At 61.4% G+C, this 13,155-nt stretch carries 13 protein-coding genes; 4 read left to right on the forward strand and 9 right to left on the reverse strand.

Features of this window, described 5'->3' with window-relative positions:
- The 4 genes from HMPREF2919_RS01650 to HMPREF2919_RS01665 form a co-directional block, all read right to left on the reverse strand.
- On the reverse strand, positions 1-523 hold a 523-nt coding region (locus tag HMPREF2919_RS01650), incomplete at its 3' end, for an IS3 family transposase (protein WP_141754832.1).
- Positions 523-1,035, reverse strand: coding sequence for a helix-turn-helix domain-containing protein (locus HMPREF2919_RS01655; RefSeq protein WP_070665928.1), 513 nt, complete (start codon positions 1,033-1,035; stop codon positions 523-525). The genes HMPREF2919_RS01655 and HMPREF2919_RS01650, both read right to left, overlap by 1 nt.
- 104 nt (positions 1,036-1,139) lie before the next feature.
- Positions 1,140-2,300, reverse strand: a complete 1,161-nt coding sequence (locus HMPREF2919_RS01660) for a sucrase ferredoxin (RefSeq protein ID WP_070593229.1) — start codon at positions 2,298-2,300, stop codon at positions 1,140-1,142.
- A gap of 215 nt (positions 2,301-2,515) precedes the next feature.
- Positions 2,516-3,139 (reverse strand): TetR/AcrR family transcriptional regulator, encoded by a 624-nt coding sequence (locus HMPREF2919_RS01665; RefSeq protein WP_070593232.1) that lies wholly within the window; start codon positions 3,137-3,139, stop codon positions 2,516-2,518.
- Positions 3,140-3,297: 158 nt separating this feature from the next.
- Here HMPREF2919_RS01665 and HMPREF2919_RS01670 point away from each other — a divergent pair, with 158 nt between their 5' ends.
- Positions 3,298-4,515, forward strand: coding sequence for an ABC transporter permease (locus HMPREF2919_RS01670; RefSeq protein WP_233992306.1), 1,218 nt, complete (start codon positions 3,298-3,300; stop codon positions 4,513-4,515).
- A gap of 132 nt (positions 4,516-4,647) precedes the next feature.
- On the opposite strand, the gene HMPREF2919_RS01675 is transcribed toward HMPREF2919_RS01670, so the two are convergent.
- Entirely contained in the window at positions 4,648-5,475 is an 828-nt protein-coding gene (locus HMPREF2919_RS01675) for a UDP pyrophosphate synthase (RefSeq protein WP_070593234.1), read from the reverse strand.
- Between the two features lie 347 nt (positions 5,476-5,822).
- Here HMPREF2919_RS01675 and HMPREF2919_RS08985 point away from each other — a divergent pair, with 347 nt between their 5' ends.
- The 3 genes from HMPREF2919_RS08985 (at position 5,823) to HMPREF2919_RS01690 (ending at position 8,665) form a co-directional block, all read left to right on the forward strand.
- Positions 5,823-6,215, forward strand: a complete 393-nt coding sequence (locus HMPREF2919_RS08985) for an RNA-binding S4 domain-containing protein (protein WP_049332365.1) — start codon at positions 5,823-5,825, stop codon at positions 6,213-6,215.
- 86 nt (positions 6,216-6,301) lie between these two features.
- Positions 6,302-7,795: an MATE family efflux transporter gene (locus tag HMPREF2919_RS01685; protein WP_083311115.1), complete on the forward strand. Its 1,494-nt coding sequence runs from the start codon at positions 6,302-6,304 to the stop codon at positions 7,793-7,795.
- Positions 7,796-8,008: 213 nt separating this feature from the next.
- Entirely contained in the window at positions 8,009-8,665 is a 657-nt protein-coding gene (locus HMPREF2919_RS01690) for an NAD(P)H-dependent oxidoreductase (protein ID WP_070665933.1), read from the forward strand.
- Positions 8,666-8,955: 290 nt separating this feature from the next.
- Here the strand turns inward: HMPREF2919_RS01690 and HMPREF2919_RS01695 are convergent, their stop codons facing one another.
- From HMPREF2919_RS01695 to HMPREF2919_RS09250, 4 genes are all read right to left on the reverse strand, one after another.
- On the reverse strand, positions 8,956-11,487 hold the full coding sequence (locus HMPREF2919_RS01695; protein ID WP_070665936.1) for a heavy metal translocating P-type ATPase: 2,532 nt from the start codon (positions 11,485-11,487) through the stop codon (positions 8,956-8,958).
- A 144-nt stretch (positions 11,488-11,631) separates the two neighbouring features.
- Positions 11,632-12,018: a chorismate mutase gene (locus HMPREF2919_RS01700; protein WP_070665939.1), complete on the reverse strand. Its 387-nt coding sequence runs from the start codon at positions 12,016-12,018 to the stop codon at positions 11,632-11,634.
- 29 nt (positions 12,019-12,047) lie between these two features.
- A complete protein-coding gene (locus HMPREF2919_RS01705) occupies positions 12,048-12,263 on the reverse strand; it encodes a heavy-metal-associated domain-containing protein (protein WP_049360056.1) in 216 nt (71 codons plus the stop codon).
- 63 nt (positions 12,264-12,326) lie between these two features.
- Positions 12,327-12,752, reverse strand: coding sequence for a metal-sensitive transcriptional regulator (locus HMPREF2919_RS09250; RefSeq protein ID WP_070665941.1), 426 nt, complete (start codon positions 12,750-12,752; stop codon positions 12,327-12,329).
- Positions 12,753-13,155: the final 403 nt, after the last annotated feature.

Here is a 13,155-nt window from a genome sequence, read left to right on the forward strand (position 1 = left end):
CCTGAAGCATCTCTTGCTGCTGGGCAAGATTAGGGCACATCGAGATCGAGTGGGCAACAATCTCCTTGCTGGCAAAGTCGTAAACCGGCGCGAGGTAGGCCTTACCAAAGGAAAGCTTAAACTCGGTGACGTCGGTACCCAACTTCTGCCAAGGACCATCAGCCTTGAAGTCACGACCGATAATGTTCTTGAAACTTTGCCCCACATCCCCCTTGTAGGAGTTGTACCTGTGGTAGGGCCTCTGGCGGCGTATACCGCAGCGCAACCCCATCTGACGCATCATCTTCAAAACCGTCTTATCGGCAATGCGCACCCCTTCCTCAGCGCGCAGGCACATGGCTACCTGCCTGTGACCGCACCCGTTGGGGGTCCGCGAAAAGATCTGTGCGACCTTGGGACGTAGCTGCACTCTGGTTGGCTGTTGGGGGTGAGCCAGTGCGTAGTAGTAGCTCGACCTGGCAAGGCCAGCAGCTTCGAGGAGATCACGCACCGCGTGTCCATGCCCTGAAAGCTCAGCGACCACTAGGGCTTTGTCCCGGTTTGGGAGCGCTTCTGCGCCTTCAGGGCAATCGATTTTTTTAGGTACGCCACCTGCGCCTCAAGCTTGCGCACGCGCTCTTCGAGTTCCTCCTCACGCGTTGGTGGCACCGCCCGCACCGACCCCTTCGGCCTGCCCTTAGGTTTAGGCTTAAGCGCCTGCGCACCGCCCTCACGGTACAGCCTGCACCACTGCTTCAACGGTGTTGCGCTTGCAATACCGAAACGCATCATCGCTTCAGGCTTGCTCATTCCACCATCAACCACGGCCGCCGCTGCGGCAACTTTGGTCTCGTAGTCGTATTTGGTGTGCTTTACTCCCATGGTAAGAAGCCCGTCCTTCCCGATGACGTGGTACATTTTCTGCCACTCTCTCACAGTCGCGGCGGACACGCCAAGCCTTTTGGCGGTCAAACGATAGCCACGTCCCTTCTCAAACATTTGCGCTGCCTGCTCCCGAAGCAAACGGTCATGCCTTGATCTCAGATGTTCAGACATGAAAAGCCTCCTGTTTCTTGGACTTTAATTTTGTTGTCCAAGAAACGGGAGGCAGTTCAAAGGTGCCCGCCGGGGCTTCGCGCTGTCTACATCATGCGCGGGTTTTAGAGCTGATGCAGTGCGAGCAGCTCGCGGCTGAAAGCATCCGCGGGACCCTTGCCACACGAGTTGGGGCGCGGCTCAAGGGCGACCCGCTCGAAGAAGGTGACCCAGGTGCGTCCGTCGGTGTGGGAGGTGAGCGCCGCCTCCATGGTGGGGTGTTCGGAGAAATCTTTAGGCGAGAACGCCGCAAAAAATTCAGGGGAGAATTCAGTGCTTGTCTCGACGTTCACATCGACGCCCGCCTCGCGGAGCGCAATGAATGCCTCCCGCCCCGATGTTTCACGTGAAACCAAACCTCCAGAGGTTACTTCTTCACCCTTTTTCTCCAGTTCGAGGCGTACGGCAACCTCCGCCGCCTGCTCCACCGGGGTATCCGTGCTGCGGCCTCGCAGGCCGTGCAGCGACGGAATGGCACGGCCCGCCAGCGACAGGTACGCCGCCAGCGCCGAAGGCTCCGAGAGGCGACCGTAGGTGTAGCCGGTGGGCAGCATAATGCCAACCGGGGCAAAGCGGTGACCACCCGTATGCGAGCACTCCCAGACCGCATTACCCGGCAGGATATCCGCCAGGTGCGCCGCAATGGGGCGACCGCGCAGGGCACAGCAGCGGTCACGCTTGGAATGGGTGCACACCAGGATGAGGGGCGAATCCATGAGCTCCGCGCCGGTTGCCTGAATCAACTCCTCCGGGTTGTCCAGGGGTAGGTCAAGCAGTTGCTCAGGGGTGCTCACACTGAAGGAGTAGAGGCGTTCCTCGCCGGGGGTTGAAATCGCGTAGAACACGCGGTGGGTGAGGTTGCCCTCCGCGTCGGGTTCGCCGTGCAGCGCACGGCGCTGCTCGCCCGGCTGGTGGATGAGAAGGAACTTGAGCTTTGCGCGGTCGACGGCTTCTTTGAGTGCCGCCGAGAGCTCCTCACCGAGGGCGGAGCCGTCGAGCACGTCGCGGCCCCAGTGCCCGGTGTGTTCGAGCACCAGCCAGGCGGCGGTGCGTCCGGCGGTGCCGCCGAGCGCCTCGTCGTCGTAGAGGGAACAGGAGTCGGCGGGAATCTTGGTGGCACGGGTGCGTGAAGAGAGCTCGTCGGCGTGCGCGGCGCGCAGGTTCTTCAGCTCGGCGGGGTTGGTGGCGCGCGGCTCGGGGGTGGCGGGGGCGCAGAATTCGGTCATCGTTTTCTCGATTTCGGGTGAACTGTGGGCGGGTTCAACGTGCCGCAAGGGCACGGGCGCTGAGGTGCAAGGGTACGGGGTGCTTCACCAGGCTACGGCGCTTAAATGCAGAAAAACAACCGTGAGAGGGTGAATTTCAGGGGCTTTAGGTCTAATAGCGGATTTATAGACCTTTCTACAATAACCCGAAAATCTGCAGATACTCCCCGTGCCTCCTACTCGGGTAGCAGGCTCATTGCCACGCGGTAGAGGCGGTCCTTTTCCTCGGGGGCGCCGAAGAAGGAGCGGAGCATGTACCCCTGGAAGACCATCATGAAGGCGTCTGCGGTATCGCGGGCGTAGTCGGTAATGAGCGCCTCCTGTTCGGAGGTGCGCTGCGCCGGATCGGGGTTGATCTCGTGCAGAACGCTCAGCTGTTCAGCTGCCCAGGGGGTAAGGGTCTTTACGATGATGCCCTGCAATAGAGGCATGGTGTCTGCGGTTGCCCTGGCGATTTCGGGTGCGTGGAGCGATTTGGCGCGGATGCGCAGCATGGCGGAGAAATTGTCGTTTACCAGCTGGTTCGTGTGGATGGTTTCGAGAATATCCTGGGGGCCTGCGCCTTCGGGGAGTGTTTCGTAGAGCTCCTTGACGTTGTTGAGGCGCTCGTTGATGGCGGTGATGAGGATGTCTTCTTTGCCGGAGAAGTGCGAGTAGATGGACCCGGAGGACAGTCCGGAGGCTTTGATGATGTCGCTCATGGAGGTGTTGGTGTAGCCCTTTTCGAGGAAGCAGCTAATGGCGGCTTCGATGATTTGGGCTCGGCGTGCGGCTTTGGTGGCGTCTGTTAGTCGGGGCATGGTTCCAGTCTAGGGGGTGGGGCTAAAGAACGCGTAAACACAACACTGATTCTTTTTGTGACTTTACAAACAAAATAGCTATTTTGTTTGCACTCGGTAAAAATCGAGAGTAGAGTTCTGACTCGTAAACGAAATAAGCATTTTGTTTGGAGATTGTCATGAACAACGAAACCGCCACCGCAGTCACCGCAGAAGCAGTGACCGCCGCAGCCACCCAAGCTGCCGCATCCCAGAAGATCGCGGCAAAGAGCATTGCAGAAACAAGCACGCAAGAAACCACCGACCGTTCCTCCTGGCTCAAGGTCATCACCACCTCCGTACTATCATCCTTGGTGGTAGCACTCATCGTCCTAGCTTTCACCTGGCCCACCAAGACCATGGAAGCAAAGAACCTGCCCGTCTCTATCGCAGGCCCCGAGGTGACCGTCAGTCAGTTTGAACAGTCCCTCAAAGACCAAGGTATTGAAACCTTCGACTTGAAGCAGGCATCCTCCCGCAAAGAGGCTGAACAGCAAATCAAGCAGCGCGAAACCTACGGCGCAATCATCTTCACCGAAGGCGCCGCCCCCGAAGTGCTGACCGCACCAGCCGCAAACGCCGCAGCAACCCAGATGCTCAACGGTGTTGCCACCCAGCTGAACGCGCAGATTCAGCAGAAGGCACTCGCCGCTAAGACGGAAGCCCTCACCCAGGCGGTGCAGACGGGCGGTGAACAGGGTGCGCAGGCCGCCGCCCAGCTGGAGCAGATGAAGGTGCAGGCCGAGCAGGCATCCGCAATGGCGGTGAAGACCACCGTCGTGGTACCCCTGAGTGAGAATGACTCCTCCGGTTCCGGTATCGCTATCTCCGCATTTCCGCTGGTCATTGGCGGTATTCTCGGCGGTTCCTTCTCCGTACTGCGCGTGAACGGCACCTGGCGCCGCTTCGCCACCGCAACCCTGTACTCCGTCATCGGTGGTGCACTGACCGCCCTGATTCTGAACGTCTGGTTCGGCATCATCCCCGGCGACTTCGCAACCCTGTGGGCTGCGTTCGGCGCTACCTACCTGGCGACCGCCTTCTTCATTGTGGGTGTGGGTGCACTGTCTTCGCCGCTGATTGGTCTCGCAGTAGGCGCGGTCATCACCATGTTCATTGGTAACCCGATTTCGGGCGCAAGTATGCCGAGCGTGTTCCTGCCCGGTGTGTGGGGGCAGATTGGTCAGATGTTGGTGCCGGGTGCCTCCTCGACTCTGCTGCGTTCGATTGCGTACTTCCCGGAGGTTGCAACGAGTGACCAGTGGCTGGTGCTTGGTTCCTGGATTGCGTTCGGTCTGCTGACCGGCGTGATTGGCTGGGCTCTCAAGGAGCGCCGCACCGCAACGGTGGAGGCATAACCACCGCGGGTTGGATAACCGGCGCAACGTAGCCGGCACAATATGGCCGGTGCAACGTATGAAGGGTGTGTGCCGTGTTCACTGAACACGGCACACACCCTTTTCTGTCGGCCAACCGGCTGTTATTCGCTGTTATTGGTTGTCGAGGACGTACTGCTTGAACTGCTCGTCCCGGCGCTTGAATTCTTTAAGCTCATTCTCCAGGGCTGCCTGGTTCTTGTCGACGAGCGGTTTCTGGTACTGCGCCTCCAGGTCGTAGAGCTTCTGTGAACGGCCTACATCCTGATTGCACTGCGCCTGGATGACGGCGATTCGAATTTCCTCTTCTGAGGGGGTGGTGCTCTGAGGAATATTCTTTTCTTCCTTGACGGTCATCTCACTATCGGGGGTGAGGCCTTTATCCTTGACGCATCGCTTCCATTCGTCGTCGAGGGACTTTTTGAGCTGTCTATCCCCAGCGGCGTTTCGAACGTCGGTCTCCACACGCCTATACGTGGCGGAGCCGAATGGTATCTCTCCAATTTTTGCCATCTCTTCGCTGGCGCGCTGGTAGCATTCGGTGCTGACATCTTTCCCAGGGTCGGATGAGGGTGCAGGGGAGGACAGATCCAGCGTATTCGATTCGTCGCGCTCGTGGAGGCCGTATTTTTGGGCGTGCTCAACGTTCCAGATTCCGTAGGTCCTGCCGAGGTTCCTGCCGGATCCCTCGGTGCGGACAAACATCTTGTAGTGCTGCCCGTGTTCGGCAAAGCACTTTTTGCGGGCGAGCTCAAGGGCTTTGGTGAAGTATTCGTCCTTGCCGTCGGTGTTGTAAGCGTCCAGGGGTAGGATCACCCGATCATTTTCTACGTCGAAAATCGCGCGGGCGCTTTCATCCTTCTCCAGCGTGGGACCGAAGGAACAAGAAGACAGCATAGTGCTGATGAGGGTAGCCGCCAGGAGCTTTTTCAAAGCTGACATGGTGTATATCCAATCTGTTACAGGGAGCCCGTGGCGTCGCGGCCACACCCCCCCCCGTAGACCACGCGAACGATGTGGCCTTGAGAACACTTCTTGAGAAGGTGACTTAACAATACCCCTAGTGGATGCGGGTTTGCGCTCAATAGGCTGGTGCGTGCAGCAGAAAATTTTCTGCCGCATGGCGGGTTCGGTGCCGGCTACGGAGCGGTTCGGTAAAACCATGGTGGAACCCCGCCGAAACCCCGGCAAAAATACGGTGGAATCACTGCGAAAACTGTGGAGAGACAGGACGCGCAGGCGGGCGCACCTGATTTGGTGCCCCGCCCGCCTCGCGCCACAATGAACACATGACCGCAGAAGACACCAACACACTAACCAGCGCCAGGCTCGACCTCTGGCTCTGGTCGGTGCGCATCTTTAAAACCCGCTCCCTCGCCGCCGACGAATGCAAAGGCGGCCACGTGCGCGTCAACGACGCCCCCGCCAAACCCTCCCAAAAACTCAAAAAAGGCGACGTGGTGCGCGTGCGCTACCCCGGCTGGGAACGCGTCTTCAAAGTCGAAAAACTCCTCGTCAAACGCGTAGGCGCGCCCATCGCTGTCACCTGCTACGAAGACCTCTCCGGTCCGCGCCCCGCGTACCTCTCCATGCCCCCGGTCGCCAAACGCGAACGAGGCAGCGGCCGCCCCACCAAGAAGGAACGCCGCGCCCTCGACGAACTGCGCGGCCGAGGCGCCTAACCGCGCATCTCGCACGCTTATCTCGCAGAGTGCACCCCGCCCCGCGCGCAGACATCCGCCGCGGCGGCGGGGAGTAGCCTAGAAGGATGAGCACACAGAAGCACCCTATTGCTGAACCCGGCGGCACTGCACCCAGTAGCACCGCGTCTGGTGGCACCGAACCCGGCGCGCCCGCGAAGAATACCGCGAATACCGCCGCGAGTCCCAGCGCCAATGCCAGCGCCAACACCGCCGAGCCTTCGCTGAACCGGCGCATCCTCGCGCTCGCCGTACCCGCCTTCGGCGCGCTCATCGCCGAACCCATCTTCGTGCTCACCGACTCCGCCCTCATCGGCCAACTCGGCAAGGCAGAACTCGCGGGCATGAGCATCGCCGCCACGCTCGTCACCACGGTCGTGGGTCTCATGAACTTTCTCGCCTACTCCGTTACGCCCGCCGTGGCGCGCGCCTTCGGCGAGAAGAACCTGCGCCGCGCCTGGCAGATCGGCGTGGACGGCGTGTGGGTCGCTTTCGGCCTCGGCGTGTTCCTCATGATCGCCGGATACACCTTCGCAGACCCGCTGCTGCGCGGCCTCGGCGCGACCGACGAAACCATGAGCTGCGCCCTGGACTACCTGCACCATTCGCTGTGGGGTATTCCGCCGATGATGATTATCCTCGCGCAGGTCGGCACGCTCCGCGGGCTGCAAGACACCGTCACCCCGCTCAAGGTCGCCACGGTCGGCACGCTCGTGAACATTGCGCTGAACTGGCTGCTCATCTACCCGGTCGGCTGGGGTGTGGCAGGTTCGGCGACCGGCACCTCCCTCACCCAGTGGGGCATGGCCGCCGCGCTCGGGGCGGTCATGATGCGCGGCACCCGCGAACACGCCGTCCGCTGGGCACCCGACGTCGCCGGCATGCGTTCGGTGCTGTCGCTCGGCTCCTGGCTCATGCTGCGCACCCTGTCCATGCGCATCGCCTCCCTGCTGACCGTGTTCGTCGTGGCGCGATTCGGCACCGAACACACCGCCGCCTACCAGCTCGGCATGGGCGTATTTAACCTCTTCCTCTACGCCCTGGACTCCCTCGCCATCGCCGCCCAGGCGCTACTCGGCAAGGAACTCGGCGAACGCGACCTCAACGTAGAATCCGAACGTGCGAAGGTGCGCCAGCTGAAAAACCGGCTGCTGCGCATGAGCCTCATCTACGGCGTCATCACCGGCCTGATTTGCCCGCTCATTGGCTTCTTCGGCTCCTGGATTTTCACGCAGGACGCGCAGGTGGCGTTCCTCTTCACCATCGCCACCGTCATCATTGCCCTCGGCCAGCCCATCGCCGCGTACGTGTTCACCCTGGACGGCATCCTCATGGGCGCGCAGGACGTGAAATACCTGGCGATTGGCTGCTTCATCATGCTCGTCATGTACGTGCCGGTCATGCTCGGCCTGCACTGGGCGGTCGGCAACGGCACCATGGATGCGCTCGCCGGGTATTGCGGCTTGTGGGCGGCGTATATTCTGTACTTCCAGGGAATCCGCGCGGTCATTTTTGGTCGCCGCGCCTCCTCGGATGTGTGGATGAAAGCCGGTGCCGAGTAGGGGCATCATAGGAGGTGCTGGGCAGGTGCGCTCTGGGCGCCTTGGGTACCAGCCCACCGGCTTCGTACACCCTGTAATACGACACCGGCAATACGGTCCCGCCGCTCGCGGGCGTATTTCCTGCAGGCGTAACTAATCACATTTTCCGCCGCCCGCACCCTCCGCGGGTGTAGCATGACAGGGTAATGAAACCCTCATGCAAAGGATGAAACCGTGACCGTAACCCGCGAAGAAGCTCTCGAAATTTTCGCCCGCCGCCGCGCAACCCGCGCCTACGACCCCGACCGCCGCATCAGCGACGAAGACTTCGCCGCAATCCTCGAATTTGCGCGCCTGTCGCCCAGCTCCGTCGGCACCGAGCCGTGGAAGTTCCTGGTCATCCAGGACCCCGAACTGCGTGAAAAGCTCAAGCCGATTGCCTGGGGTATGGCGGGTGCCCTCGACGACGCAAGCCACCTGGTCGTACTGCTGGCGAAGAAGGGCCTGCGCTACGACACCCCGTGGATGCGCCGCACCCTCGAAGGCCGCAACCTCACCGAGGAGCAGATGCAGGCTGCACTCGAACGCTACGGCAACTTCCAGAAGAACGACATGAAGGTCCTGGAAAGCGACCGCGCGCTCTTCGACTGGGCATCCAAGCAGACCTACATCGCCCTGGGCAACATGATGACCGGCGCCGCAATGCTCGGCATCGACTCCTGCCCCATTGAGGGTATGAACTACGAGGCAGTGAACGAGCTGCTCACTTCTGCCGGCCTGTTCGACCCGGAGGAGTACGGCGTGTCCGTGGCTGTGACCTTCGGTTACCGTGCCCGCGAGATTGCCCCGAAGAGCCGCCGCTCCATCGAGGACCTGGTGACCTGGGCCTAAGGTTCTGCCCGGTTCTCGGTGAGGTTTTCTTGCCGGGTTTTGGAGCTCGGACTGTTGAGCTCGGGTTTTCGGGAGGGGCGTTTGAGCCAGGCTTTTGAGCTCGTTGTTCAAGCTAGGCGTTCAAGCCGCCGCCCGTGAAAACTGAATATAAAGAAATGCACCGCCTTTACACGGGCGGTGCATTTCTTTATATCTTTTACCGTGCGAAAAGCACGGCGAGATATGCTTTTGAATTTTTCGTTCAGGCTATTTCAATAGCTAATGTTTGGGCAATTTCGCGTTATGTTTCGCTACTTCCTAAACGCCGTCAGACGCATAGAATTCAGCACCACAAACACCGAACTAAACGCCATTGCCGCACCCGCAATCATCGGGTTCAGCAGGCCCGCCACGGCGACCGGAATAGCCACCGTATTGTAGGCGAACGCCCAGAATAGGTTCGACTTAATGGTGCGCAGCGTAGCGCGGGAGAGGCGCAGCGCCGTCACCACCGAGGCAATATCCGAGCGGGTCAGCACAATATCGGCAGCCTCCGCGGCAACGTCCGTGCCCGAACCCATCGCAATGCCCAGCTCCGCAAGAGCCAGCGCCGGGGCGTCATTCACGCCGTCGCCGACCATCGCCACGCGGTGACCGGCGGCCTGCAACTTCTCAACCACCTGCGACTTACCCTCCGGGGTCACGCCGGCGTACACGTTCTCAGCCGAAATGCCGACCTGCGAGGCGACCGCCTGCGCAACCTGCGGGGCGTCACCGGTGAGCAGGATCGGCTCCAGGCCGAGCTCACGCAGCTGTGCCATGGTCTCTGCAGCCTCCGGCTTGGGGGTGTCGGCAACCGAAATCATGCCGACCGGTTGCAGAGCGGAGGTGCTGCTCGGGGCCTCATTCGGGGCCTCGTCAGGGGCCTCGCCGCGGGCGACAACCACCGTCGTTAGACCCGCCCGGCGAGCCTGATCCAGCAGAGCCAACTGGCCCTCACTCAGCTGCGCACCTGCCGCCTGCAGGTACTCGGGAGTACCCACAACAACCAGTCGGGAGGCGCCATTCTCGGTGCTTTCCTTGGCACCGTCACCCGCGCCGCTCAGCACGCCGCGCACGCCTCCGGGAACACCCTCAAAGCCGCTCACACTCGGCGCCGAAGCACCCTCAGCCAGCACACCCTGCTCACGGGCAAAACCGGCAATCGCGCGGGCAATCGGGTGCTCACTCAGCGCCTCCACGGCGGCGGCATCACGCAGAACAGACAGGGAACGCTCATTCTTGGAATCTGCGGATTCCGGCGAAATACCGGCAAAGTCACCCGCCGACTCATAGTCGTCAAAAGTGCCGTAGAACGCCACAGACATCTCACCAGTCGTCACGGTACCGGTCTTATCCAGAACCACACGATCAACCGTGCTCGTCGCCTCCAGCACCTGCGCATTACGAATCAAAATGCCCAACTGCCAGCCGCGACCCGTACCCGCCAACAGCGCCGTCGGAGTCGCCAAACCCAAGGCGCACGGGCACGCCACCACCAGCACCGACACCGCCGCATTAAACGCCGCAGCACCATCACCAGACACCAGCCACCAACCGACCAGAGTCAGCGCCGAAATCGCCAAAATCACCGGCACAAACACTGCAGAAACACGGTCTGCCAGGCGGGCAATCGGAGCCTTCGTCTCCTGGGCGCTCGCCACCAGCTCACCCATTTTCGCCAGGGTCGTCTCGGTGCCCACGCGGGTCGCACGCACCGTCAACGAACCAGACGTATTCACCGTGGCACCCGTGACCGCATCACCCGGATGCACCTCAACCGGCACGGACTCGCCGGTCAGCAGGGACGCATCCACCGCGGAGGTACCCTCGACCACCACGCCGTCCGTGGCAATCTTCTCGCCCGGGCGCACCAGGAACAGGTCATCCGGCATGAGGTCCTCCACCGGAACCTGCACCTGCTTGGTCACGCCCTGCTTATCGGTGCGCAGCAGGGTCGCCTCCTTCGCGCCCATGCTCAGCAGGGTGCGCAGCGCATCCGAGGAGCGGTGGCGGGTGCGGTGCTCAATTGCGCGGCCAATCAGCAGGAACAGCGTCACCATGGACGCCGAATCGAAGTACAGCGGCGCATGGTGGCCGGTAAACATCGACCAGAAGCTGCCGCCCGCATGGTGCACGTGCGCCGTCAACGCCGGGTTCATGAGCAGCTGCGCCAGCGAATAGAAGTACGCCACGACCACGCCGAGGGACACGAGCGTATCCATCGTGGAGGAGCCGTGACGGGCATTGATGAGCGCGGCGCGGTGGAACGGCGCGGCGCACCAGAACGCGACCGGCGCGGTCAGAATCGCCACGACCCAGCCCCAGTTCGGGAACTGGAACGCCGGGAACATGGAAATCAGGAAGATGGGCACACCCAAAATCGCCGCATAAATAATGCGGTCAGTGAAGCCGCCGTTCATGCTCGGGGTGCTGTGCTGGTTGCCGCCGCCGGATGCGCTCGCGTTCGTTCCAGCGCCCGCGCGTGGCCCGTTCTTGAGGTGCGCCGTGTAGCCGGCATTGTTGATGGTCTCAACGATCTGCTCGTCGCTCACACCCTCGGGTACGATGACGCGCGCCGACTCCAGTGGCAGGTTCACCGCCGGGTCAACGCCGGGGATTTTGCGGAGCTTACGCTCCACGCGACCCACGCAGGATGCGCAGGTCATACCCTGAATATCCACGTGGATGATTCGGGTTGACTCCGTTGATTTTACGGTCGTTCCGGCGGGATTAAAAAGAGAGCGCTCACTCTGTAATGAGGGCTCACGGGTGGTTAGTGAAGGCTGTGTAGAAGACACAATACTTCCTCAAAAATATAAATGGGAGGGTAGAAAAAGGCGCACACCAAGCGGGGGGGGGGGGCTCAAAGAACCCCGCCCCGGCGGTGTTTGGCGCAATGTTTAGGGTGCGGCGTCGAGAGCGCGCGAGGGGAAAATCAACGCGGCTTAGTGGTCGCCGGGCAGCCCATCCGGGCGGGTCGTGTGCGGACGAACACCGGTCACCTTCGCGCCTCGATCGGAGACGCCGTACGCGCGTTTCACGGCGGCCCGCGGGAACGGCGAAGCGTTCGTCTTCTCACGCGCCTTCAGACCCAGCTCGTGCTCGGCGGAACGCTTATTTTCGCTGGTGCCGCCGCGTCGTGAGGCGCCGGGCGCATCCTCACGCGCCGTATATTCGGGGCTCTGCTTCACCCACGAATCGACCAGTGCTGCATCCAGATTCATCTGCCTGGCCACGCGGGTGATCGCGTCGCGCAGGTGCATGTTTTCGGTGCCGACAAGGGTGCGGACCGCGCCAACAACCATCGCAATGTACTGCGGAGGGTAAGCCATGATGACTCCTAATCGAGCCGGCTGCCGTGCTAGACGGCGGGGGTGAAGCCAGCCTCTACGATAGCGTCTGCGACAGCCTGGGTGTTGAGGGTGCCCTCGTGCTCGATGGTCACGGTGGAGACGCCGTCCTTGACGACGTCCACGTTCACGCCGGTCACGCCGGGAACTTCGCTGACCTCTTCGCTGACGCTCATAGCGCAGTGGTTGCAGGTCAGGCCGGTTGCCTTAACGGTGGTGGTGCTCATGATGATTTCCTTTCGGTAATGGGTTGAAAACTTGGGTCCGCCCGGTGTTTAGATGCGGGGCGTTTAGCTGCGCATGAGGCGGGAGATCGCGGCGGTTGCCTCTTTGACCTTGGCCTCTGCGATGGTCGGGTCGCCGGTGCGTTCGGATTCGACGGCGGCGCCGGTCACGCAGTGGCCGATGTGCTCTTCGAGCAGGTTCAGGGAGACGGCGTGGAGCGCCTTAGAGACCGCGGCAACCTGGGTGAGGATGTCGATGCAGTATTTATCTTCGTCGACCATGCGGGCGATGCCGCGGACCTGCCCTTCGATGCGGCGCAGGCGCTTGAGGTGCGCCTCTTTGTTGGAGGTGTAGCCGTGCTGGGTTTCGGGTGCCTCGCCGCTGCAGCATGCGCCGGCGTGCACCTCGGGCTGTTCCTTGGCGGGTGCGCCGGATGCGGTGCTGACCTGGTCGGATGTGCTGTGGCAGCACTGGTTGCTAGTGGTTTCCATGACTCCAGTATATACCCTAGGGGGGTATACCGCAAGGGGGTGTTACGGGTTATTACGCGGTGAGGGTGTGGGCTGGTCGGGGAGGGGCTCGTCGATAGGGGGCGCCGATAGGTTACGGCCCTATCGATAGGTTAGTGTCTTCACTGCGGGTTAAAGACCCGCGACGAAGACACTAACCTATCGAAAGTTCTCCCGACCCTCCCCTATGAACGGCGAAAAGCCATATGTGTTTCGAGAAGCCACCAAAGAAGTGGCTTTTCGAAACACATGTGGCTTCTCAGCGTAAGACCCACGGCAGGAGAACGACCTTACATGTCGGGCCAGTCGCGGTGCAACGAATACTCCGTATCCCCGTCACCGTTATCATTGAGGTGCCAGCGCTGACCGGTACGGATATCAGCCT

It is taken from the genome of Rothia sp. HMSC068E02, assembly GCF_001813565.1.
Lineage (GTDB): Bacteria > Actinomycetota > Actinomycetes > Actinomycetales > Micrococcaceae > Rothia.

What these genes read in the sequence shown, in the direction of transcription:
- HMPREF2919_RS01655 (WP_070665928.1), bottom strand. Translation starts at nt 1,035, where the DNA reads ATGTCTGAACATCTGAGATCAAGGCATGACCGTTTGCTTCGGGAGCAG.
- HMPREF2919_RS01660 (WP_070593229.1), bottom strand. Translation starts at nt 2,300, where the DNA reads ATGACCGAATTCTGCGCCCCCGCCACCCCCGAGCCGCGCGCCACCAAC.
- HMPREF2919_RS01665 (WP_070593232.1), bottom strand. Translation starts at nt 3,139, where the DNA reads ATGCCCCGACTAACAGACGCCACCAAAGCCGCACGCCGAGCCCAAATC.
- HMPREF2919_RS01670 (WP_233992306.1), top strand. Translation starts at nt 3,298, where the DNA reads ATGAACAACGAAACCGCCACCGCAGTCACCGCAGAAGCAGTGACCGCC.
- HMPREF2919_RS01675 (WP_070593234.1), bottom strand. Translation starts at nt 5,475, where the DNA reads ATGTCAGCTTTGAAAAAGCTCCTGGCGGCTACCCTCATCAGCACTATG.
- HMPREF2919_RS08985 (WP_049332365.1), top strand. Translation starts at nt 5,823, where the DNA reads ATGACCGCAGAAGACACCAACACACTAACCAGCGCCAGGCTCGACCTC.
- HMPREF2919_RS01685 (WP_083311115.1), top strand. Translation starts at nt 6,302, where the DNA reads ATGAGCACACAGAAGCACCCTATTGCTGAACCCGGCGGCACTGCACCC.
- HMPREF2919_RS01700 (WP_070665939.1), bottom strand. Translation starts at nt 12,018, where the DNA reads ATGGCTTACCCTCCGCAGTACATTGCGATGGTTGTTGGCGCGGTCCGC.
- HMPREF2919_RS01705 (WP_049360056.1), bottom strand. Translation starts at nt 12,263, where the DNA reads ATGAGCACCACCACCGTTAAGGCAACCGGCCTGACCTGCAACCACTGC.
- HMPREF2919_RS09250 (WP_070665941.1), bottom strand. Translation starts at nt 12,752, where the DNA reads ATGGAAACCACTAGCAACCAGTGCTGCCACAGCACATCCGACCAGGTC.